The organism is Pseudolactococcus yaeyamensis (genome assembly GCF_054658615.1).
The window spans coordinates 1-24,266 of sequence record NZ_BAAGGP010000043.1; the positions used below are offsets into that span (position 1 = coordinate 1).

The 24,266-nt window shown below is 38.2% G+C and carries 21 protein-coding genes; 5 read left to right on the plus strand and 16 right to left on the minus strand.

The genetic code is table 11. The features are described 5' to 3' along the window. The first annotated feature begins 234 nt into the window (after positions 1-234). The 5 genes from ACYQ21_RS09230 (at position 235) to ACYQ21_RS09250 (ending at position 3,516) form a co-directional block, all read left to right on the plus strand. Complete coding sequence (locus ACYQ21_RS09230) at positions 235-831, plus strand: LysM peptidoglycan-binding domain-containing protein (protein WP_460057830.1); 597 nt, start codon at positions 235-237, stop codon at positions 829-831. 108 nt (positions 832-939) lie between these two features. After that, positions 940-1,296, plus strand: coding sequence for a PadR family transcriptional regulator (locus ACYQ21_RS09235; protein ID WP_460057832.1), 357 nt, complete (start codon positions 940-942; stop codon positions 1,294-1,296). 3 nt (positions 1,297-1,299) lie between these two features. Further along, a complete protein-coding gene (locus ACYQ21_RS09240) occupies positions 1,300-1,989 on the plus strand; it encodes a hypothetical protein (RefSeq protein WP_460057834.1) in 690 nt (229 codons plus the stop codon). Positions 1,990-2,098: 109 nt separating this feature from the next. Continuing rightward, complete coding sequence (locus ACYQ21_RS09245) at positions 2,099-2,788, plus strand: hypothetical protein (protein WP_460057836.1); 690 nt, start codon at positions 2,099-2,101, stop codon at positions 2,786-2,788. 23 nt (positions 2,789-2,811) lie between these two features. After that, positions 2,812-3,516 (plus strand): hypothetical protein, encoded by a 705-nt coding sequence (locus ACYQ21_RS09250; RefSeq protein WP_460057838.1) that lies wholly within the window; start codon positions 2,812-2,814, stop codon positions 3,514-3,516. Positions 3,517-3,550: 34 nt separating this feature from the next. On the opposite strand, the gene ACYQ21_RS09255 is transcribed toward ACYQ21_RS09250, so the two are convergent. The 16 genes from ACYQ21_RS09255 to ACYQ21_RS09330 form a co-directional block, all read right to left on the minus strand. Further along, positions 3,551-4,906, minus strand: coding sequence for a UDP-N-acetylmuramoyl-tripeptide--D-alanyl-D-alanine ligase (locus ACYQ21_RS09255; RefSeq protein ID WP_460057840.1), 1,356 nt, complete (start codon positions 4,904-4,906; stop codon positions 3,551-3,553). An 85-nt stretch (positions 4,907-4,991) separates the two neighbouring features. Next, the gene (locus ACYQ21_RS09260; RefSeq protein ID WP_460057842.1) at positions 4,992-6,416 is read right to left on the minus strand and encodes a 6-phospho-beta-glucosidase; all 1,425 of its coding nucleotides are present in this window, start codon (positions 6,414-6,416) and stop codon (positions 4,992-4,994) included. Positions 6,417-6,505: 89 nt separating this feature from the next. Next, positions 6,506-7,804: a PTS sugar transporter subunit IIC gene (locus ACYQ21_RS09265; RefSeq protein WP_460057844.1), complete on the minus strand. Its 1,299-nt coding sequence runs from the start codon at positions 7,802-7,804 to the stop codon at positions 6,506-6,508. A gap of 278 nt (positions 7,805-8,082) precedes the next feature. After that, entirely contained in the window at positions 8,083-8,814 is a 732-nt protein-coding gene (locus ACYQ21_RS09270; protein ID WP_460057846.1) for a MurR/RpiR family transcriptional regulator, read from the minus strand. A gap of 56 nt (positions 8,815-8,870) precedes the next feature. Then, complete coding sequence (locus ACYQ21_RS09275; RefSeq protein ID WP_460057848.1) at positions 8,871-9,920, minus strand: D-alanine--D-alanine ligase; 1,050 nt, start codon at positions 9,918-9,920, stop codon at positions 8,871-8,873. Positions 9,921-10,021: 101 nt separating this feature from the next. Beyond that, entirely contained in the window at positions 10,022-11,074 is a 1,053-nt protein-coding gene (locus ACYQ21_RS09280; RefSeq protein WP_460057850.1) for an ABC transporter permease, read from the minus strand. Beyond that, entirely contained in the window at positions 11,052-12,401 is a 1,350-nt protein-coding gene (locus tag ACYQ21_RS09285; protein ID WP_460057852.1) for a hypothetical protein, read from the minus strand. Before ACYQ21_RS09285 ends, ACYQ21_RS09280 begins: the two co-directional genes overlap by 23 nt. After that, entirely contained in the window at positions 12,398-13,243 is an 846-nt protein-coding gene (locus ACYQ21_RS09290) for a carbohydrate ABC transporter permease (RefSeq protein WP_460057854.1), read from the minus strand. Before ACYQ21_RS09290 ends, ACYQ21_RS09285 begins: the two co-directional genes overlap by 4 nt. Continuing rightward, positions 13,240-14,076 (minus strand): carbohydrate ABC transporter permease, encoded by an 837-nt coding sequence (locus tag ACYQ21_RS09295; RefSeq protein WP_460057856.1) that lies wholly within the window; start codon positions 14,074-14,076, stop codon positions 13,240-13,242. The genes ACYQ21_RS09290 and ACYQ21_RS09295 overlap by 4 nt, the downstream gene beginning before the upstream one ends. Before the next feature lie 15 nt (positions 14,077-14,091). Continuing rightward, positions 14,092-16,230 carry a peptidase domain-containing ABC transporter gene (locus ACYQ21_RS09300; RefSeq protein ID WP_460057858.1) on the minus strand — a complete coding sequence of 713 codons (2,139 nt, stop codon included), beginning with the start codon at positions 16,228-16,230 and terminating at the stop codon, positions 14,092-14,094. A gap of 42 nt (positions 16,231-16,272) precedes the next feature. Next, positions 16,273-18,600: an extracellular solute-binding protein gene (locus ACYQ21_RS09305; protein WP_460057860.1), complete on the minus strand. Its 2,328-nt coding sequence runs from the start codon at positions 18,598-18,600 to the stop codon at positions 16,273-16,275. A gap of 110 nt (positions 18,601-18,710) precedes the next feature. Continuing rightward, on the minus strand, positions 18,711-18,884 hold the full coding sequence (locus tag ACYQ21_RS09310; RefSeq protein ID WP_460057862.1) for a hypothetical protein: 174 nt from the start codon (positions 18,882-18,884) through the stop codon (positions 18,711-18,713). 316 nt (positions 18,885-19,200) lie between these two features. After that, a complete protein-coding gene (recR, locus tag ACYQ21_RS09315) occupies positions 19,201-19,800 on the minus strand; it encodes a recombination mediator RecR (RefSeq protein ID WP_460057864.1) in 600 nt (199 codons plus the stop codon). 24 nt (positions 19,801-19,824) lie between these two features. Continuing rightward, positions 19,825-21,939, minus strand: a complete 2,115-nt coding sequence (locus ACYQ21_RS09320) for a penicillin-binding transpeptidase domain-containing protein (RefSeq protein WP_460057867.1) — start codon at positions 21,937-21,939, stop codon at positions 19,825-19,827. Positions 21,940-22,023: 84 nt separating this feature from the next. After that, positions 22,024-22,773: a sortase domain-containing protein gene (locus tag ACYQ21_RS09325; protein WP_460057869.1), complete on the minus strand. Its 750-nt coding sequence runs from the start codon at positions 22,771-22,773 to the stop codon at positions 22,024-22,026. Positions 22,774-22,874: 101 nt separating this feature from the next. Further along, on the minus strand, positions 22,875-23,753 hold the full coding sequence (locus ACYQ21_RS09330; RefSeq protein WP_460057871.1) for a hypothetical protein: 879 nt from the start codon (positions 23,751-23,753) through the stop codon (positions 22,875-22,877). Positions 23,754-24,266: the final 513 nt, after the last annotated feature.

Genomic DNA, 24,266 nt, shown 5'->3' on the forward strand with positions numbered 1-24,266 from the left:
AGAGGAGCTGAGACAATTCGCAAGAGGGGTGTGTATACAACAAAAATAATTGAGAACAAAACGCTATAACTCCTTATATCACAAGGCGGAATAGTGTTTTTCTGATTTTTAACTGTCAAACTCGGGAATATAGCACATTTCTAAAAGTCCTTTTGTAATAAATTGTCATATTCGTCATTAAAAATTCACGCACCTTTCATATTGGTGATAAATATATCTGTTAAAATAAACACCATGAAAACTTATAATCACAACACAAACAACACAGCAACAAAACTGTCATTTAAAACAGTCGCACTTTTAGTTGGTCTACTCGTTACTAGCGGCCTCTTCGTGACAACTCAAACAGTTAGCGCTGACCAAGTGACTTACACCGTTCAATCTGGTGATACCTTATCAAGTATTTCAGATCAGTTCTATCATGACCAAACACATATTCAAACGATTGCAACAGCTAACCATATCGACGATGCCAGTCTCATCCATGTCGGGGATACACTCAAATTCGACACAACAACTAAGGCTGATAAAAAAACATCGACTGAACCAAGCAATACTACAAAACTCGCTGCGCAATCCACAGCAACCATTGCGACCAATAACGGTTTTATCGTCAACTCTGCAAAAGAGGCCATCGCTATGACTGAATCCGGTGGTTCTTACACGGCGCAAAACGGGCAATACTACGGTCGTTACCAACTGACAGCGTCATATCTCAATAGCGACTTCTCTCCTGAAAATCAAGAGCGCGTTGCCGACGCCTATGTCGCTGACCGCTACGATTCATGGGAAGCTGCCTGGCAATTTCATCTTGCTAATGGTTGGTATTGAGTTAGCAAAAACTGAAAACTCAATTTGACGAAAGCGTTCGAGGAGCGCTTTTTTTGATGTTTTTTTAGCTATTATGTCTTGCATAATAGTTATCTTTTTGTTACTATTATGTTAGACATAATAGCTAAGGAGGTTTTCAAAATCGACTATATTAATGAAAGTCAACTCCGAAAAGGAATTGTCGAAGGATTCTTACTCATGATTATCGGGCAATCAGATGACCTGTATGGTTACGAAATTTCACAAAAATTTGCCGATATTGGACTTGATGATGTGTCCATGGGAACGATTTATCCCATACTCACCAAATTTGAAAAAAACGATTGGGTTACAACAGAAACCCGAAAATCCGACGAAGGCCCAAGTCGCAAATACTATGCTTTATCAGAAGAGGGAAAATTAGCAAAAACAGATTTTATTTCAAGATTTGCCACATATATCAATATTTTTGAAAGTTTGAGGTAGAAGATGACCAATCAACCGTATATAAAGCAATTAAAAACCGATACAATTAGCGCTCTAAATGCTTTAAACAAAGAAAATCAAGCCTTCGTTAGAAACTTGATGCTCTCAATGTATGGGGACAACATTTTTAAAGATGAAACAGCACTTGGCCTTAAACTAAATGAAATCATCAATGATTTTGCCCAAGCTGAACAAGATGGTATTTCCGCTGAAGATTTTTTCGGTCAGCAGCCTAAAAAGGCAAGTCAAGAAATTCTAGCTGCAATTCCCAATAAAAAAGTTAGTGATGTCATCAAAGATAATTTATTGCTGTTTTGCATCACTGTTCTCTTTGTCGCCTTTCTATCTAGCATCAGTATCCGTAATATAAATGGCGCTGACCATGCTTATTTTTCAATTTTATCTGCAGTGCTAACGCCCACGCTTATCTCTTTACTAATCTATCTTATTTTTAAAATATTCAGCTTTATCGCATTTACTAAAGACCTTTTAAAAATAGTTGCCCTATTTTGCTTGACCTCTCTCACATTCTATTTCATGGTTTTTCTCCTTGGCAATCCTATTCACTGGCTGAGTTTTGAGGTGCCGATGTTTTGGGTTGATTGCCAACTGATTGCCGTATTACTTTACTTGACAAGCATGCTCAGTATAACGCTATTAACTGTTCATAAAAGCAGAAAATCATCACTATAAGAAAGCCTTTGAGCGGACAACGCTCGCGAATGCCCCCGCTTAGACGGAGCGAAAGCGTAGGTCAAGTTTCAAGATTTTGAAAAGCAAAATCGCAGAAAGGAAATATCAAATGACAAAAACGAAACAACTCATGAAAAATTCTTATCAAATTTTGAACTCCTTAACACCTGATAATGGTCAATTTTTCTATGATTTGATGCAATACTTGCGAACAAAAGCTTTTCTAAAAAATGCCTTAAGTCTTGAACTCAAAATCAATGAAATCGCAAATGATTTAAAAAAGGCTGATTTAGAGGGCATTTCAGCAGAAACTTTCTTTGGCAATCAACCCAAAGAAACAGCGCAGGACATTCTAAAATCCTTACCAAATGATAAGATCAGCCATCTGTTCAAAACACATTTCTTACTCCTCATATCGTTTTTTGGTGTAATGCCATTCGCTTTTAGTGCCTACACAGATGAAATTAATGGCATTGAACATCACTATATCTCATTTTTGGCCATTCTACTCATGGCAAGTTATTCAATTTTATTTATGTTTATCACATCAGCTTTGATAAGTCGTGGTGTCTTTAATCAAAAGATGCGTAAGACAACACCTTACCTCATTTGGATGACAATGATGATTACTTATATGATTCCGATGTTTCTTCACCTACTCCACCTTGATATTTGGCGCTATGAAATTCCAGCTTATTGGCAACCCACTGCAATCACTATTACCATGATCGCTGCTGTTCTCTACCTTATCCAACAGTTTCCCTTAGCTGAAATGTGGAAAATGCGGAAAAAATTTTAAAAGAAACTTGCGGAGGAAATCGTATGTTAAAAACAAAACAACTCATGAAAAATTCTTATCAAATTTTGAACTCCTTAACTCCTGACAATGGTCAATTTCTCTCTGATTTGATGAGCTATTTGCGAACAAAAGGACTGCTAAAAAATGCCTTACGTCTTGAACTCAAAATCAATGAAATCGCAAATGATTTAAAAAAAGCTGATTTAGAGGGTATTTCAGCAGAAACTTTCTTTGGCAATCGACCAAAAGAAATGGCACAAGACATTTTAAACGCCTTACCCAATGACACAATGAGCAACTTTTTCAAAACACATCTTTTACTATTTATCGTATTTGTAGGGACAATGCCCTTCGCTTTTAGTAGCTACACGATTGAAGTCAATGGGATTAACCATTCCTATTTTTCCCTTCTAACCGCCCTAATCATGGCGAGTTGCACCCTTATTTTGATGATCGTCACATCAGCTTTGGTCAGCCGACATGTCTTTAACCCAAAAGCATGGAAAACAACCTCCTACCTCATTTGGTTAGCACTTCTTACACCTTATATTCTTCCGATACTCCTCCGTCTTTACCAGATTAACATTTGGCAATACGAGTTGCCGACTTACTTGCCTGCTGTAATCAGCTTATGCAACAGCGTCATTCTTGTTATCTCTTTCGTTAGCGAATATCCTATCGTTGAAGGCTTTAAAGCAAGACAAAAATCTCTAAACAAAAAAGGCTGAGTACTAAAGCACAGCCTTTTCTTTTGAACAAATTTTACAGTTTTTTCACAATTTCCGCCAAGCGCATGGAGTTACTACCTTTGAGCAAGATTTGATCCGTAGGTTTCAAATCGCCAAGCAAGGTTTGTGCCATACTTTCAAGTTCATTCTTTTCATCATCTTGACGGAAATATTTAACGGTTTCAGGTGGGAAAATCTCCATCGCCAACTGCGCCAAGGGCAGCATTTCTTCTCCATAAAGATAGAGCAAATCCAGTTTTTCAGGATTGAGCGCCGTAATCATTTCTGCATGGAGCTGTGCAGATTGCTTACCTAATTCTTTCATATCTGCCAAAACAGCGATTTTTCTGCCTTCAGGGTTAGGGTCAATGGTTTGGAAAGTTTCTAAAATCAACCGCATAGCCGTTGGATTGGCATTATAGACATCTGATAAAATATCCGCACCATTGCTTGCTTTGAGCCACTCCACACGGTTTTTGGTCAGATTGAGATGCGCCAAAGCTGTCTTTATCGCCTTGGGTGTAACACCCTCCACCGTTCCGACGTAAGCAGCAACCATGGCATTTGTCGCGTTAAATTTTCCGGGAACTGGAATTGTCAAGTCCTCATCTAGGAAATTAACCGTGAAACTTAGATGGTCTTTGTGCTCATAAAGGGCTGTCAGGTGAATATCCGCATCTGCACCGAACCGTGTGATTTTCTGATTTTCAGGTAAATAGGCGTTGATGATTTTGTCAGCTGGTGCGATGAGTTCACCGCCATGGACCAAGCCGTCGATAATCTGCATCTTGCCTTCAGCGATTTTCTCGCGGGTGCCGAAAAACTCGAGATGGCTTTCACCAATCAGCGTGATGACCGCAAGTTTTGGTTTGGCAAGAGTAGACAGTAAATGAATGTCGCCCATGTGGTCTTGACCCATTTCAAGCACCAGTTTTTCAGTGTCGGCAGGCATGTGGAGAACGGTGTAGGGCAGGCCGATTTCGTTGTTGTAGTTGCCTTGCGTTTTGTAAGTTTTATAGGTCGTCGCAAGTATCTGCGCGGTCATGTCCTTGGTCGTCGTTTTACCGTTGCTGCCAGTGATGGCGATGACATCGACCGCCGTTTTTGCCAGATAATAGCGGGCTAAATCCTGAAAAGCCTGCTCAGTATTGTCGACTAAAATATGAGGAACATCGACCACTTGCTCTGAAAGCGTGACAACTGCGCCATTTTCGAAAGCCGTCGGGATAAAATCGTGACCGTCACGCGCGCCCTTTAGGGGCAGGAAAATGTCACCAGACTTGATGCGCCGGCTGTCAAACTCAATAGTGCCAAGCACACGGTTCTCATATTTTGAGACATCGTTTTGCGCCTTGACGGCGTTTGCTACTTCATGTAAGGTTAAATTCATAAGTACACCTGATTCTTTTTCATATCTTTTATTTTATCAAAAAAATGCCGAGATTACTCGACATATTTTTGCTTTAGTTGTAACTTTACAACACTTCTCCATTAGTCGCAATTACCTTTTGATACCAGTCAAAAGAGTCTTTCTTACTGCGACTCAGTGTGCCTTTACCATCGTTATCTTTATCGACATAAATCATACCATAACGTTTTTTCATCTCGCCCGTTCCGGCAGAAACCAAATCGATAAAGCCCCACGGTGTATAACCGAGCAAGTCAACGCCATCTATTTCAACGGCCTCTATCATTTGTTCAATGTGGGCACGCAGATAAGCAATGCGATAGTCATCGTGAATCTTGCCATCGACAAGCTCATCTACTGCACCAAAACCATTTTCCACGATAAACAAGGGCAGTTCATAGCGCTCGTTAAACCAGTTCATCACATAGCGTAAGCCAAGCGGGTCAATCTGCCACCCCCATTCGCTCGCGTCAACATAAGGGTTACGAATCAACTCCTTGGCCTCATCGTAATCAAAACCAGCACCATTATCCGTGTCTTTCACCGCAAAGCTCATGTAGTAAGAAAAACCAATGTAGTCCACTGTTCCTGCTGCCAAATCTTTTTTATCAGCCTCGGTGATGTCGAGATTGAAACCACGGCGCTTGAAGTAAGCCGTCAGGTAGCTCGGATAATGACCACGCGCATGCACATCGCTAAACCAGTAACGGCGTTGCATGGCAACCTGCGCCTTCATGATATCCTGCGGATTCATGCTCGCCGGATAAATCGGACACATGGCAATCATACTCCCAATTTGAAACTCAGGATTGATCTCATGACCGATTTTGACAGCTTTCGCACTTGCCACAAGCTCATAGTGAGCAGCCTGATACATAACGGGTTCTCTATCTTCGTCGTCAGTAAATTTAAGCCCTGAATTTGTAAAAGGGGCAAAATCTTCGACATAGTTGGCTTGATTATTAATCTCGTTGAAGGTCATCCAATACTTGACCTTGTTTTTATAACGTTTAAAGACTGTTTCCGCAAAACGAACAAAGAAGTCAATCAGCTTGCGATTCCGCCAGCCACCATATTCAGTGACTAAATGATAAGGCATTTCAAAATGCGACAGGGTAATGACTGGATCAATCCCATATTTCAGACATTCATCAAACAAGTCGTCATAAAATTGCAGACCTGCTTCATTAGCTTCTAGTTCATCACCGTTTGGAAAAATCCGTGTCCAAGCGATAGACGTCCTAAAACACTTGAGTCCGAGTTCTGCGAATAAAGCCACATCTTCTTTATAGCGATGATAAAAATCAATTGCTTCATGATTGGGATAATTTTCATCGGGCAAGACACCATCTGTAATCCTGCGTGCCACACCATTGGCACCAACTGTCATGACATCGGCAACAGAAACACCTTTACCACCTGCTTGCCAACCACCTTCCAATTGATGGGCAGCAACTGCGCCACCCCATAAAAAATCATTTCTTAAAGCCATTTTTCTCTCCAATCTCTTTTCTATTGTACTATCGGACAATGTTTAGTGTTGTATTTAGTTTAACTCTTAGCTTAATGTTTACGTATGGTTTATTGTGCGCTTGTTTCTTTTTCTTGTGCGACTGTGAGTTGATCCATCTTCTTAGCAAACGGTAAGTAAATAAAGAAAGTCATCGTCAAACATATCGCTTGTAAAATTGCTGCTTGCCAACCATTTGTCAAAAATCCTGAGATAATTGGTGGTGTCGTCCACGGTACAACAACTCCTGCAAACATTGGGACGATACCTGTATAGATTGAGAAATACAGCAGTAAGCCTGAACATAAAGGCGATAAAATAAATGGTAAGAGCATAATTGGATTCATCACAATGGGTGTGGCAAAAATCACTGGTTCATTGATGTTAAATAATCCTGGAATGATAGACAATTTGCCAAGTTCCTTGTACTGCTGAGATTTAGCAAAGAAAACCATGAAGACAACTAAGCCAATCGTCATCCCCGCACCTGTTACGGTCATATACTGGTCCAAAAATTGTTGGGTCACGATTTTACCACCATTGGCTAAAGTCAATGCTTTGCCTGAATCAAGAATTGCTTTATTGTCAAGAGAATTTGCGGTCAAAAGTGGACCCATAATGCCGCCAACAATTGTTGAACCATGAATCCCAAAGAACCAAAATAGTGGTATCAAAACGCCTAATAAAATCACACCAGGTAAAGTCGTTGTCATACCTTGCAGAGGTGTCTGTAATACTTTGTAAATCCAATCGAAAAATGTCGTGTGAAACTGGTCAAAAATGATATAGACAACTAAAGTCATGACAGTGATTGCGAAACCAGGAATCAAGGCTGTAAAAGAACTGGCAACATTTGGTGGTACACCATCAGGTAACTTAATCCGAATATCATGTTTGATAAACCAAGAGTAGACAACCCCGACAAAGAGACCAACGATAATGGCAACAATCATCCCTTTACCACCGGTCCAATCTTTGTTAATCACATTACCTACAAAATTGCCACTTTTTGTTTCAGCAACTTCTGAACTCATCAAAAGTAAAAATGAAGAAAAAGAAATCATACCAGCTGGTAAAGTATCCTCAATCCCTTGTTCTTTCACATAAGAAATCGTAATACCAATCGCTGCAAAAAATGCCATCACCGCAAACGTTGCACCAAATGCTTGATTAAAATACGTTGATAAACCTGCATTTTCAACTGCTTTTGCAACACTTGGAATTGGGATATTCGCAAGTAGTAAGAAAACCGAGCCAATAATTGAAAATGGCATCGTGTAAAGCATACCATTCCTAAATGCCACCATAGGTTTGGTAGAAACAAATTTCATGATTTTCGGAATCAAAGTCCCGTTAATAAAGTTGTTCATTTATATTCTCCATTAAGATGTTGAGGCGACTGCCCTGGGCTATAAAAAATAGGAAAAGACGTAAAGACACAACAGTGTCTGCGGAGTTTTATCTTTTTTCATAGTCTAAAGGAGCCGAAACTCAATTATGATTAGTTATAAAAGTTTCATTGCAAGCGCTTACTTAACCTTAGTATAAAGCACATCTTTTAAAATTGGAATAGCTTTTAGTCACAAAGAAACTTGTTTCATAAGTTGAAACAAAAAGACTAAGCTTTTTAACAAGCTTAGTCTTTACTTTATTTAGTAATCTTCACATGATGTGCCAATATCTCAATTAAGGCAAGCACTGGTAACTGCGTTGTCAGCTTAATCGCCTTAGTACTCGCAAATTCGTCAATCATATAGTAAGAAAAATTCAAATCTGACATCTTAGAAATTGTCCCATCTTCGTCATTAGTGATAGAGATAATCTTGACACAATTTTTCTTGAGTTTGTCTAATTGCATAATGATTTCCTCAGTCTCACCAGAAACTGATAGAACAATCATACAAGCATTCTTATAACCATTTCCTACAATTGGAAAATAAGGATCAGTAATCACGGATGATTGAATGCCAACATTATTAAAATATCTGTAACCATACTTAGCAAGGGCGCCACTCGTCCCAATACCCATAAAAATCGTATAGTCACAAGATTCAATAATTTGGCATGCTCGAGTTAGTTTCTCCTGAAACTTAGCCCCCGTCAAGCCTTTCAAAAAGGAATTGAGCTCCAGAAAATTAGCATAGTAGCTCTCCAAAGAGGGTTCATAGTGATTAGCCTGCGTCATATGAAATTTAAGTTCTGAAAAACCCGCAAATCCCAGATGCCGGCAAAATCTGACAATGGTTGCTGCTGACACATGTGTCATTTGGGCTAATTCTCGAATTGTCATCTTGCTGACTTCAGCCACATGATCCATCAGAAAATTATAGATTTGAAATTCCGTCTCGTTTAATTTCTTGATTTTTTCAATTTCAAACATGAGGGGTCCTTCCCATTTTTCCCATGAGAAAACATAAGACATTGTCTAAAATCCACTTAATCCGAAAGCTTACTCTCCCGAATGTTAAAGGCTTCAAGCGCTAACTCAACCAATTTTTCAATCAAATCCGAGTAATCTAACCCCATGTTCTCCCACAAAAGAGGGTACATGGAGAACTGCGTGAAACCAGGAATCGCATTAATTTCATTCAGATAAATCTCTTGGTCAGCCGTCATGAAGAAGTCACAGCGTGACAAGCCAGTCCCTGCAACTGCACGATAGGCAATTTCCGCGTATTTTCGCATGGCTGCTGCCGTCTCTTCTGGAATACTCGCAGGAATTGCCATGGTGATTTGATTGTCGATATATTTAGCCTTGTAATCATAAAACGCCACATCCTTGACCACTTCGCCCGGCAAGGTCGTCATCACATCAGAATTGCCCAGCACCGCCACCTCGATTTCGCGCGCATCAAGCCCTTGCTCGATGAGAATGCGACTGTCGAATTTTAGCGCCTCTTCTATGGCAGAACGTAAGTCAGATTCAGACGCGACTTTGGAGATGCCGACAGACGAACCCATATTGGCCGGTTTAACAAAGACAGGATAGGTCAAGGTCGCTGTCACTTCAGCGATTTTGGCGTCAAGCTCAGCCAAATCCGTCAAGGCCACATAAGGGACTTGCGGCACACCAACCGACTCAAAGACATGTTTCGCCATGATTTTATCCATGGTCACACTAGCTGAGGTGATATTCGGCCCAACATAAGGCATTTTGAGCACCTCAAGGAAGCCTTGAATTGACCCATCTTCACCCATAGGACCATGAAGGACAGGAAAAACAACAGCTCCTGCTTCATAAATACTAGCAGGTGACACGATATCAGCCGCAACAACCGTTGCGTTAGTCATTAATTTCGTTCCCTGAACAGGTGTCTCAGTGAAAACTTGCGTTTTGACAAACTCACCCGTTTGCGTGATAAAAAACGTCTTCACCACAAACTTATCGTAGTTAACCGCAAACATCACACTCTCCGCTGATAATACCGATACCTCACGCTCAGCACTACGACCGCCATATAATAAAATCAAACTTTGTTTTGACATCTTGTCTCCTTGAAATATATATATAACATCATTATATCATAAAACAAATTTATCTATTTTACAAAAAATCACTAATATGCCTTGATATTCTGAAACTTCTTTCATCTCAACTTTAACTTTGCCTTTACAATCTGATAAGAAAATCGAAACGATATAAAAGCCATCACATCTAAACATAAAATTTTGATAAGTAGACCCAGATACCGCATCTCTATAATTCCTTTACGCATCTTGATAAATTGTAAAATAGCCAACGATTTATCACGCCATAACTGTTGATAGAACTCAAAGTTTGACCACTCAGATGGTATATAATCATTAGATAACTGTAAAATCGTTTTTAGATAACCGAACCAAATCAACACTAAAACAATTTTCAAAATATGCTCGCTCCTCCATTTTGAAGTTATGTCACTTGTCTGTAGGTAGTGTTGCACAATATGATAAAAATAATACGTTAGAGATAGTAAGGGTAGCAACAGCAAAAATGTTGTTAGCCCTGTCATTAACGGAAAATCTATTAACTTCCCTGTTACCTGTAGTTGACTCGAAACCTTATTTTTCAAGGTATTATCCGACATTAACTCGTTGGACTTTTTAATTAAACTACTATCAAATATCGCAGAACTATCATCTCTCGGACGCGCAATAATAAGTGTATCTGTTACGTTTGTGATAACAGCCCGCACAGTCAAAAGATGACCACGAACCGTGAGCGTTTTACCAACAACAGCCTTATCTCGAAAAACTTTCTCAGCTAATTTCTCTGAAATCAAACAACCGTTTAAATCCGTTGTTGCTAAATAAGTCTGACTATCTAGAGGTAACAATTCTGAACGCCCTAAAACAGTTAGAACTGTCGCTTCAACATTGAGTTTTAGACGTGGGTTACTAATATTTTCTTGCGATGCTTCTTCCCATAAAACAAGGGGATAAGGTTGAGGTAATGACTGATTTTTAGTCAAGATCTGATTGGCAGTTTTAACATCAAGATAGGCTCTTGATTCATAAAGTGTGATATTTTGAGAAAATTCTTTCATTTGTGCTAAAAATTGTGTTGCATTAGCATAGAAAATCAAGCCTAATACTAAAAAAATAATTGATTGACTGGCTAATAATTTTTTTTTCACTTCATTTATCTGTGGTCGTTGCATTTTCCACCACCCTCACTTTATCACCTTCAAAAATTGTTTTATTGATTTCACAGATGATATTCGCCTTATCAAGGCCAGTATTTGGTGCAATCGCTGTAAGCATTGCTGTTTGCTCCAAAACTTCAACCCTCACTTTTTTAGCAATATTATCTTTGCCTGAGATATTTTCTTTTTCATCACAAATCAGGACATAGAAACCTTTCGAATCTTCATGTAGTGCTTCTGTGGGCAAACAAGCTTCGTAAGTTATTGATGTCTTATTTAGCGTAAAAGACGCAAAGCTATCATAGGCAAAGGCTACCTTCCCCAGTCCCACACGAACTTGGAGAAACTGCGGATTATCAGTCAAAGTTGTTACCGATAAAACGGTTGCTTCATCTTGAAATTTACGACTCCCTTTATTACCAACACCGGTTACTTCGCCAATCTCCCCCACTGTTATCATATTTTGTTGACTTTTATCAATCTGAAAAGTCAGCGTATTCTCAGAATCACTGTCCGCTAATATAAAAGCAGCATCCGGCGTCGTACTACTACCAACTGTTACAGTAATTGACGACACAATACCAACTGATGTTGATTTAATGACACCTTTTTCAGTTTGCAAAGTTTTCAATTTTTGTAACTCTTGTGTCAACTGCATCACAGTCAAATACGCAATACCACTGTCGGAAGTTGGTAAATCCGGTTCAGCCCGAGCTAATTCTATAGCTTGTTTGGCTTGTAAAATACCACTATCTCGCATATCTTGTGCTATTTTCAGATTTTTTTCTTTTTCTGAAACAATCACTTTCAAACCATCTCTATTTTCCTTTGCATTTGCATAATCAGCCTGCGCTTGACTCAATTCATTTTGTGCATTCATAACAGTCGTTTCTTGCTGTGCTACGACCGTCGCATAAGTTTCTTGTGCTTGGGTAATGCGTAAAACTTTAGTACTTTGACTGGATTGAACCTGTTGAACATTTGCAGCAATCAGTAGATTTTGCGTGTTAATTTCTTGCTCAAGTTTAGCAACTTGCTGATTTAAAGTCGTCAAATCAACTGTCATCAAGGGTGTACCAACTTCAACCACTTGCCCGACTTGCACAGAAATTGCTGTCGTCTTTTGTCCTTCCTCTACAAATATTGGAATCATTTTTAATTTGCCAATTGTTCCTGTTGACATGAAATTCTCAGTTAGCTCACCCGATGTAAGCTGTGTAACTGTCACCTCTGGTATTGTTAAACGATGAGTCGCCTTTGACAAATATGTAAAGCCTAGCATTAGCGCCATAAAAACACCCAAGACAGTTAGCAATTTTTTTTGTTTCAAGATGTTTTTCATTGCTTTTCTCCTGCATTATTTAATAAACCGTTTGTCAAATCCTGTCGAAAAATCAGCATGACAAGTAAGGGTAAAATCATTGCTACTACTGCTGAAACAAAGGCTAAAACTGGTTTACTAGTCTGAATACTAGAGACAAATAAAGGAATCGTCCAGAGTGTCTTATCTTTGACAAAAGCAAGTGTTTGCTCCACGCTCCCCCAATATTCAATCAAGTTCAGTACAACCGAAATAATCATCCCTGGCATCGCCAAGGGCAAACCAATTTTGTAAAAAATTTGCCACTCTGTTGCACCATCTATTTGTGCAGACTCAATCAATTCTTGTGGAATAGCTCGAAAATATGGATAGATAATAAAGACAGAAAACGTTGAAAAAATTGCTGGCAAAATCAATACTGCAAGTTTATCCAGAAGATTGAACTGTTTGAAAATCATATACTGTGGTAACATCATCACGACAAAAGGCAGGACCATTAACACAATATACAAACGATATAACCAATCTTTACCACGCCATTTGATTCTAATAAACCACCATGTTGCAGGTAAATTAATAGCTAGTTGTCCAACTAAAATCAAGCTGACAACCTTCACCGAATTCCAAAAAGCAACAAAAAACTCAGGGGTATCTAACAACAAGGCCACATATGCTCGTAAAGTTGGAAATTTAGGAGCAAAATATACTGAGACATAGTGTTGTGAATCTTTGGCGTTCAAGATGGCTAGATACTGTTTAACCTCTTCATTCCCCATAAACGAACCGAGAAAGACAAAGCAAATCGGGTAGAGTGTTAGAAGCAAAACGAAAAAAATCAGTATTTTATTAAGTCTTACTGTCATTTTTTCTCCACCTTTCTCTGGGCTGGCAAAATAATGGCAAGTAAGCCAATCAGATACAAAATTGTCCCTGCTGCCATTTTATCAAGCTCAAAATCACGAAACCAGTTGTTAAATAGATGTTGTAACAGATACATACTTTGATGAGGATAGTCACCTGCGAGGGCATAAATATCGCGATAAACTTTAAAGGAATTAATAATTGCCAGAAGATAGACAACAAAAGCTGTCGGTTTAAGATTAGGCAGGAGGATACGCCAAAAAATATCTCGAGAAGTCGCCCCATCAATCTGTGCTGCCTCAACCATCGCCTTAGGAATGCTCATCATCCCTCCAAGCCAGAGAATTACCATAAAACCAAAATTTTTCCACATAAAAATGATGACGACGACACTAAACCCAAGATTAGAATCAAGCCATTTGATTTGATGGGCAAAAAAAGAGTTAAGAATACCTGATTGAGTGAAAAAAAACTGCCAAAACAAAGTCAAAGATGCGGCTGGTATCGTCAAGGGAATCAGATACCAAACCTTCAAGTTTTGAAAATGTAGTGGTAATTTCCGCAAAACTTCCGCAAATCCAAGCGATGATACCATTAATAACGGCAGTCCGACTAGCATAAACAGGGCTGTATTTTTAGTCGCTAATCGAAAAGCTTGATTCTCAAGCACAAGCTGAAAATGAGTCAGACCGACAAAGTCTTTGGTTGCAAAATTGCTTAGGCTACTACCAAAAATTTTAAGCAATGGTAAAAGATAGAAAAACAGAACACCCAGTAAACTAGGTAGCATAAATAAATGTAGTTTATTTAATCCTTTTATTTTGATACTAGTCACCTCTTAACATTTATTTCATACCTGTTTAACAAGTAAAAGTTTACCCTGAGTTATCTCAAAAATATCCTGACACGCTAGCAAAGATTGATGATTATGAACAATTTGAATCAACATCATCTCTGGAAATTGTGTTCTGATAAAGTTTAAAATGAATTGCCCCATTTCCTGATCTAATTGATTAATTGCTTCATCTAAAATCAATACTGACGGTTCCTGTAACAAGGCACGTGCTAAAGCAATCCTTTGTTTTTGACCGCCTGATAGATTCTGGGCGTTATCACTGACGAAGGTATCAAGTCCGATAAACTCATCTAGTACACAACCTTTATAAACTGTTTCAAGTAAAGTCGTATTTGTGAGTTCTTCCTTCAAAAAAAGATTATCTCTTAATCTACCATTAAAGAGAAAAACATTTTGTGACAGATAATGAACAGCATGACGTAAAGTTGATAACTCAAAATCTGAGATAGGTTTCTGATTGATGAAAATCATGCCTGTTTTAAGGGAGGTTAAACCGGACATTAACTTCATAATGGTTGACTTACCATTACCGCTCGAACCGATGAAACCGTAAGTCTTACCTTTTTTTAATGTAAATGATAAATTATCTAAAATATTTTCTCGATACCCATAAGCAAAGCTAACTTTTTCAAAAGCAATCGTCTCAACTTTGACTAACTTTTCTTGTCCGTGATGTGTTGCCATCTCACGAGTCGTCTCAAAAACATCCTCAGCTCGTTCCAAGCTTACCATTGCCTTTTGAATCATTGGAAATGTATCAATCAAGTTTTTCATCGGTGCCATAAAGAAATACACCAAGGTCTCAAATGAAATGAGCGCACCCAAACTGAGGGTTCCCGCTAAAACAAGATGACTTCCCATCCATAAAACTGCCAAAATACCGATACTCTCTACTCCCATTATCTTAGCTGAAAGTAAATTTTCCAAAAATCCCAATTTAAAATTTTTATTTAAAAAAGTAATCATTTGCTTGGAAAATTTATCTTGAATCATTTGAGGAGGCGCAACAGATTTAAAAGTTTCAATGCCATCAACTGCCTCTTTAACTTGCGATAACACTTTGGCATAGTTTTCTTTCGTCTCAAAATTTAATTTTTTTATCGGTCTGAAATAGCAAAGCGTGACAAGTAAGTAAACTGCCAAAATCACAAGCACCATTTGAAACAAGGGAATACTAATCTCCCAGAGAATTACCGCACCTACAACTGCCGTGAAGAAATCCATAACGAGACCGATACCTGCACTGGAAAATAGATAGCGCAAATCACTTAAATCTTGAAATCTCGATAAGATATCACCAGTTGTTCGATTTGTAAAAAATGACACAGGTAAATCGGTCAGATGTTCAAAAAAATCATTCATCAGTTCAGTATCAATTTTCTTAGACAGCCTAAGAATAAATAAATTCCTCACAACATAAAAGATAACTTGTACAATACAAATAACAATGAAAGCGAAAAATAATTGATTCAAACTGCCGAAAAGTTGGTCTATTTGACTAGAAAATTTTTGAAAGAGACCTGCATTAAGTCTACTAGTAGCGTTATTTAAGATATAACCATCAATTACTTTTTGATAGACCTGACTACTTATAACCGCAACTCCAGATAAAAAGAAAGATGATAGCAAAGTTCCTAATAGATACTTTTTCTTTGTGAAAATCAGACTAAAATAACGCTGATATCTATTTTTAGATTCATTGACTTTCTTAAGGTCATCATTTTCACTTAAAGTGATAATAAAGCCAGTCCATATATTGATAAAATCTGATAAGTCTAGTGTCATTTCTTGTTTAGCAGGATCAAAAATCATAATTTTATCAACAGTCACTTTGCGTATCACAACATAATGCTCTAACACTTCATCCTTGATAATATGTGCTATTATAGGTAACTTTAGCTCACCACTTTGGATACCAGATTGCAACTCTTCTATTGAGCCTTGAAGTGCATCTGATTCAAAACCATAATGTCTCGCCGTTTCAGTCAGAGCTAATAAGGAAGAACCATTCGCATCAACCTGTGCTAATTCTCTTAACTTAACATAGCTTGCTCGAATTCCATAATATCGAAATATCGTCGCTAAACAGGCAATACCGCAATCTTTTTGCTCGTGTTGCTTAATTCCTCGCATTAATCTAAATTCTTTCTATGATTCAAAATTAGTATTTTATGCTCACTCTGCCAAATACAACTGCAGTTTTTGATAAGCTTTATCTGCTGCTACCTTAGCTGTTGTTTTTTCTTCTACGATATCGTCTAGATTTTCAATGATGATTCTAAAGACCTTATCATCTATGATAGATGGTATCTTGACCTTATCCAGATAATCAACCCATTCTTCAATCATCTTGTCATTAATTTCTGGCACTGTTGCCTTTACTTGATTTTCACCTTCTCCAATCATAGCAGTTGGATTTGGATAATTCACTTTTGCAGAAGGAATAACATTGGCTTGGTAGATATCCCGATAGGCAATCTTTGATACAGGCGCATTAGAGTTAAACGTTTTTTGTACCTCAGGTTTTAAACTAGAAGCAATAAAATCTCTCGCAAGCGACTGCACTTGACTTGTCTTTAAAATAGCAAGTGATTGATGCGGTATCAATAAGGCTTGATTTTTCTTTCCCAATCCCTCTAGACTATAACCTACTGATTTTAGTAACGCCATTTCTAAAGTTGAACTAGGCGTTCCAAAATTTTGTATTGTCAACAAAGCATTAAAACTGAGGATGTCCCAAGCCGATGGATTAGAAAAAACAGGCATGGCATCCACTTTACTTAGCCAACCACCATGTTCTTCCTTAAACCTCTTTTCAAGCACTTCTACTTCTTTTTTATCAAATGTTTGATAAAGCGACTCTATATTCTGATAAAACATTTCAATCTCTTTTCGATCTATCTGCTGTGGTACTTTCGATATATAATACCGATATAAGCCTGAAATCATTTCTAAAGAGAAATCTGATATAAAAATCGTATTTTCTTTTTTATCTGATAATGCCAAGACACTTTTCGTTAAACGATTCAAACTCGATGTATCCAGTTGAAGTTCCCCTTTAGTGAGAGCTGTCGTTGCCGAAAAAGAGAGAGGAAGACCATAATACTTATCATTTTGTTTATAGGCTTCAAAGGCGCTCATAAAATAATCTTTAGAAGACAACGGTGTCACAATATCTGAAAGATTGACCAGCATTCCCTTATCAATATATTTCTGAGCATTTAGATTATCTAAAACGACGATATCTGGTGCATCACCAGCTACTATTTGTGTATTAAATAACCGTAGCGCATCATCTAACGCTACATCAAACCCACCAAACAAATTTTGAGTTGTCCCATAGGTCAATTCAACGTCAATATCAGGATAACGATTCTCATATTCAAAGATTACTTCCTCTAGTTCTTGACTTGATAAGGTGAAATTTTTACCATTTGTTACATTTTTCAAAGCAAAAATTTTAAGCTTCTCTTTCTCTTTGACAACTACTTCATCAGTCGGTGTATAATAACAGATTGACTCGCCATTTACCAAAGCTATGAAATCTTCTGCTCCAATCGGTACAAACGTTTCCAAATAGCTACCTGGACTTCCAATTTTCAAGCCTTTTTTCTTCATGAGGACACTTGATTCTTCACCATTTATCTCGATAATATTATCTGGTGTATTTAAATACAGAATATCATCTGTTTTAGAACTCAACGAAAATGATGGATTGCTTGTCTTATCGGTCTGTAAAATTTTTGTCACAACTTGAAAGTTTTTATCTAAACTGATAATTTTCTTTTTCGCTAAATCAATCTTTTGAAGTTGATTTTCATCTGTTACAACATATAGAAAACCATTTTTTTCTGCGGATGATTGAATTCTTTCTTTTACAATTTGCGTGAAATTTCCTGTTTTAGCATTGATAATGCCTAACTGTTCCTCTCCTACTGCAAGAAGTTCAGTATCAGAAATCCAGTCTAAAGCAACTGTTCCAACTTCCAATGCAGTTGTACTAACCGTTTTTGGTGCCTCTGAAATTCGATTCTGACTATCTACGTAGAAAATTTTATGGGGTAGTCCAGATAAATCATGATTTCCATCTTGCTCATCATCGTGTTCTTCCAGCCTCACATCAATAACAGCGCGATTACCAGTTCCTAAACGAACATCTAAAAAAGCAATATTTAGTGCTTTAAATTCATCAGTCAACGTAACAACTTCCTGCCAAGTCCCCCCTTTATCTTGTGAGTCGTAGATTGAAATTTTATCTTGATTGGAATTTGTAACTGCGATTCGAATTTTATCCTTTTCATCCACCTTCAAATCAAAAATATGTGTCATACCATCAGGTAAAGTTATGGTTTTCTGAGCATAATTTGTCTTAGGGGTCGTATTAGTTAAGGTATACTTAGGTACTTTCTCGTTCGTATCTGTTTTTTCTATCTTTTTTATCTGACTACATCCCATCATAAAAAAGCAGAGCACGAAAAACAGCAATAATTGTAACTTTTTCATATTTTTCTTATATTCTTTGACTTAAAAAAGACCTCTTACTCCCTTTATATCATTGTTCTTTCATCTGGACATCTGATAAGTTAGGAGAAGAGGCTCATAATAAATACTTGTTACCCGGTATATCTAAGAGTAACAGAATGCCTTGTATAAGCTTGATGGAAATTAGCACTATCAAGAGCATATCCATAAGATGAAGCATAGCCTGAATAGCCACAGTTGTTACAAGACCACACACCACCTCCACCATTCACTTGGCGCATTGTTTCTTCAGATACTTTTTTCATAAGCATCTCCTTTCTCTACGTGGTACACCCCAGAATCAAAGTGTACAAATCGAAAAATAAACAACTTACAAGAGTACAAAATAGTTAATTTTTACTTTTGATTCGTTTGCAAAACCAACTATTTAGCTCTTATGCCAATAATTATACAACTAAATGAAAACGCTGTCAAGTAAATATGTTATAAATTTCAATTTTGTAGCAATTCTAAAAATTAAAATATCTTTCAAGTAAGGAACGATGCTGACTTAGTAACCGTTCAAAACAAAAAACACTCCCCAGAAACATCATCTAGGAGAGTATTATATCGTTTTCCTTGTTAAATCTCCTGCCGATTCTCAACCGCCTTACTCAGCGTGACTTCATCGGCATACTCGATATCACTGCCAACAGCAAGACCACGCGCCAGACGCGTCACCTTAATCCCCGCGGGCTTAATGATGCGCGCCAAATACATGGCAGTCGCCTCACCATCACTTGTCGCATTGGTAGCGATAATCACCTCAGCGACCTGACTATCCATCAATCGCATAATTAAGGTTTTAACATTAATATCATCTGGGCTGACACCATTCATCGGGCTAATCGTCCCATGCAGGACATGGTAGAGACCCTTATATTCCCGAATCTTTTCCATAGCAAGGACATCCTTTGATTCCTCAACCACAAAGATAGTCGTTCGATCGCGCGATTCGTCACTGCAGATGTTGCAAGGGTCCGCATCCGTCAGATTCCCGCAGATGCTACAGAAGTGGAGATCACGTTTAGCCGACAAAAGATTGGCTGCAAACTGATTAACATCGTCATCCGACATCCCAATCGTATAAAAAGCCAGACGTGTTGCCGTTTTTTGACCAATACCGGGTAATTTGGCATAAGACTCGATTAGCTTGGCGATTGGTTCTGGATAATAAGCCATATTTGAGCCTTTCATTTTTAGGTTTTATTTGAAACCGTACATTGAATTGTAGAGATTGACAATATCTCGTGTGATATTTTGGTTGGCGTGAGTCGTTTTACCGTCAGGTTTAATAATCGTATCAGGTACCATCACACCAATTGCGATTTGTGGATTTTCAGATGGTGCATATGCCACGACATTATTCACTGACAGATAGACTTGATTGCCGTTGGCATCGAGTCTATACGTCTCTGATGTTCCGGTTTTCCCACTGATGTTCACACTCGCATTGACCATCATATCTTTACCGGTCGCCATGCTACCACCATGTGTCACTTGGTACATGCCTTGTTGAAGTAGGCTCACATCCTCAAGCGAAATCTCAACGATATTCAGAGTATTGGCCTCAATCGCTTTAGTTAGCCCTCCTAGAGAGCCGTCCATATTGCTATCATAGATACCTTCCACTAGATGTGGGGCAACACGTTTGCCATCATTGGCAATGGTCGCTGCATACTGAGCTAACTGCAAAGGGGTATAGTTATCATACTGACCGAAACTTTCATCCAAATAATTGGCTGCTGTCTGATCTATACCGTTAAAACCAGTTGATTCTCCTGGAATATCAAGCCCCGTCGGAACACCTAAGCCAAATTCACCATAAGTTTTCCGAATTTTTTTAAATGACTCTTCAAGTTTAGAGGTATAAATCGTCATCCCCGGCTGATAAGGCTGTTCCAGAATATTTAGCGCCGTCTGAATCATATAGGTATTAGAGGAATATTCCAAAGCCTGAACAGCAGAAATCGGTGTTGACATACCATTAGTGAACCATGACTGTTTCACTAATGACCCTTGAATGGCAATCGGTTGATCGTTTAAGATTTGATTGCCAGATAAGACACCATTTTCCCAACCTGCTGCAATCGTCCCCATCTTGACCACAGATCCTGGGACGAAGACGTGTTTAATCGTACCTAGCGCATCATCTGTGATGGCAGTCGTTGTTTGGTCGTACTTAATGCCACCCATCGCATAGATAGCACCCGTTGTAGGGTTCATAACAACAGCGTAAGCACCATCTGAAAATCCACCGAATCCTTCAGCTTGGAGTGCCGCAAAATTATTTTTCAGAATATCTTGCACCCCCTGCTGGAATTTTGAATCAATGGTCAACTTCAGGTTCTTACCTTTTTCGCCTTGTTTCAGGACTTTCTCACCTGTCACATTACCATTTTTATCAACCGTAATTTGTTTCACAGCATTAATTCCATGAAGTTCATCTTCATAGCCTTTTTCCAAGTATGAAGTGCCGACACGGTCATTACGTGAATAACCTTTTTTCAGATACTCATCAAGACTTTCTGCCGGAATACCCGTTTTTTCACTGGTTACAGTCCCTAAAATGCTGGTCAAAGGCGACTCGGCATACTCTCGCTCCCAAGTCGTGCCGACTGAAATTCCTTTAAATGAGCGCTCATTTTCGGCAATCGTCGCTTGTTGTTCAGCTGTAAAGTTGCCTGAGGCAATAATGGTCGTCGCAAAATTAGAAGTGGCATTCATCCGCTTATAGAGTTTGGCAGCTAATTCTGTATCCGCATCATAAGCGATCTCTTCATCAGTCACTTTTTTGACATATTTAGCATAGATTTCTCCCTCAGATAATCTCTCACCTGTTTTGGAATGAACACGTTCTTTTGCTGATAATTGCGCTTGGACTTTGGCTAAATTTTCAGGATTAGCTAAGAAAAAATCCTTTTTATCACGCTCAGTCAGGGTATCTGTCTTAACTGAATCTGGAATCACACTGACAAGCTTAATCGCAACTTGACGCATCTCTTCTGCCGTCATCGTATTGCTACGCGTAAAATTAATGGTCTGTACCACTTGATTAGAAACCAGAGGGACATTTTTGGCATCATAAATTTGACCGCGCGCTGTGCCTTCCGTAACCGTTGACAAAGAACCTGAGGTCTCTAGTTTCTTGTCGTAAAAGCTTTTATTGGCAATTTGCATCTGATATAGTCTACCGACTAAAATCAAGAATAAAGCAAAAATAAAGAAAAACAGGACATTGACACGTTTTAAAATTGCTTTAGATGGATTATCTAAGGCGCTATGAGATTTATTTTTTTGAGAACTATTTTTTGATTTCATTACTTACCATTATACGATACTTTTGCCTAAAAAAAAACTGCCAACCTTATTAAAAGTTAGCAGTTCAGCTTGATTTAAGTTACCTTATGCTGGCAAGCTAGTCTTATCCAGAAAATCTGCCTGTATAACCAGACGATTTTTACCATCAATATCGGAACAAGTGTATAAGGTCAACTGAGGTTGATTTACTCTATCGCCCATCGCCTCATATGTTGCAATAAAATTCCCCTGACCTTCATCAACGAATAATTGAGTAACCTTAAAACGATAGTTCATATTGTCAGAGTATTGCTTAATTGTTATCTCGTCACCAGCTTTTAATTTCAGCTTTTCCAACACTATCGGCTGTGCCATATCAAAACTGCCGTCTTCATTGACTAAGAGCGGACTGAAATAATCCGTTGCTGATAGATAGGTACTGTGAGCAGATAAAACATAATTATTAACACCTAAAATCTGATCTTTTTTATTGGTACAGGCATAAATTGCCTTGTCAAAACCAGTACCATCTTCTTTCCCCCGCCCCTTAACAATCGGTAAATCCAAGCCAACTTTGTCAATGACAACTTGCCCGATTTGATCAAGTTTTTCATCAAAATCAAGATTGTTCTCTTGCATCGGTTTAATTTTACCTTGAGATGATTCAGACTGTTTCTTAATCACTTGAAGATTGTTAAGAACCTGATTATTATTCGGTTTAGGTTTAGATTTACTCTGGTTCTGTACAAGAAAAATGATGGTTGATACCATAACAAGACTTGCGACAATTAAAATCAGCGTGCTGATCTGTTTTTTTGAATTATTAGTTTTTTTAATTTTTTGACTACGTTTCATTTTATATCAATTTTCTATCTCACTTTATAGTATCTCTTACCATTATATAATAAAAAACCAAGTAACAACAGAATTGTCACTTAGTCTTTTACAAATCATGCTTAATTTTCTTTGCGAATTTTATAAGCAGCGGAACCTAAGATAGCCAAGGCACTTGATGCAAGAAGGGCAAGCGGTGCAAGAGAAGTTTCTTTTGCAACGTTTGTTTTTGCTACCGCACCTGCTGGTGCTGATGTTGTTGGTAAAGCACCAGTATTAGCAAGTTGTGTTTGCGGTTGCGCTGGTGAAGCAGCAACTAAGATGTCAATTCTTTCATTGAGTGCTGCTGCGTTATTGTCAAGTTCATTTTGCAAATCTGTAGCAGTCACACCTGTCGCTCTTAGGTAATAAACCAATTCATCAGGTGAAAGTGCCTCAAGTTCTGCAACTTGCTGAGCATATTCAGCAACATCAAACGCCTCACCACCATCATAAACTAGAGTAGCTTGAAATGCTGCCCATGATTCAGGAGTATAATCAGCTTGATTCAAAGCATTATATCTTGCAATCGCTGCTTTGATAGCTGTGAAATTAATGTTCACAACTTCAGATTTTTTAACCAACACTGTATCTATACCAGTATTAAGCAAAGTAGCAAAATCGTTTAATTTAGCTTGTATTTCAGCAATTGTTCCGTATCCAGCCTCTTCAATCACAGCATCTGTCTGATTTTTCATTTCTGAAACCATTTTAGAAACCTGTTTAAAAGTTGGATCTACTTGCTTAAGATTTGCCCATGAAGTGGCTGTATAATCAGCCTCCTTCAAAGCGTTGTACTTAGCAATGGCTGCATCAACTTGACTAAAGTCAATTGATGATGTCGCTGCATAAGCGACAGTTGTCGTTGCAAAGTCAGTTGGTGCAACTAGTAAAGCTGCCCCTGTCAATGCACTAGCGATAGTTACTGCTGCCAATGCTTTCTTGCATTTTGAAAATTCCATAATTTCCTCTTTTTCTATATTTTTATTTTCTGTAACGTTAATCAATTAAACTTTAAATTTAAGAACTCACCTAAAGCTTTTTCCCAAATTCCAAACTTAATTCATGAATCATCACAAAAATCACGATAAGGATAGCTTACCATATTACAACTTACCTGTGCTGTGCTGTGCTGTGCTGTGCTGTGCTGTGCTGTGCTGTGCTGTGCTGTGCTGTGCTGTGCTGTGCTGTGCTGTGCTGTGCTACAAGATTATACATGACTCAGTTCCTTTCTGTCAAATTTGTATCTAAACATCAACTTCCTCACGATACCATCAGGGGATAAGCATCATAACTAAATTTATTATAACAAAAATTCTAGTTTATTGAAAGCGATATCTTAAAAATACACGACAAACGCATGAAATAAATAGTTCCCTAGTATCTCTATTTATGTTAAAGTAAAAGAAAAGCTATTAAGGGAGTTCATGATGTACGAAATCTACGCGTATTTAGAAAGCGTCACAGATCCGCGC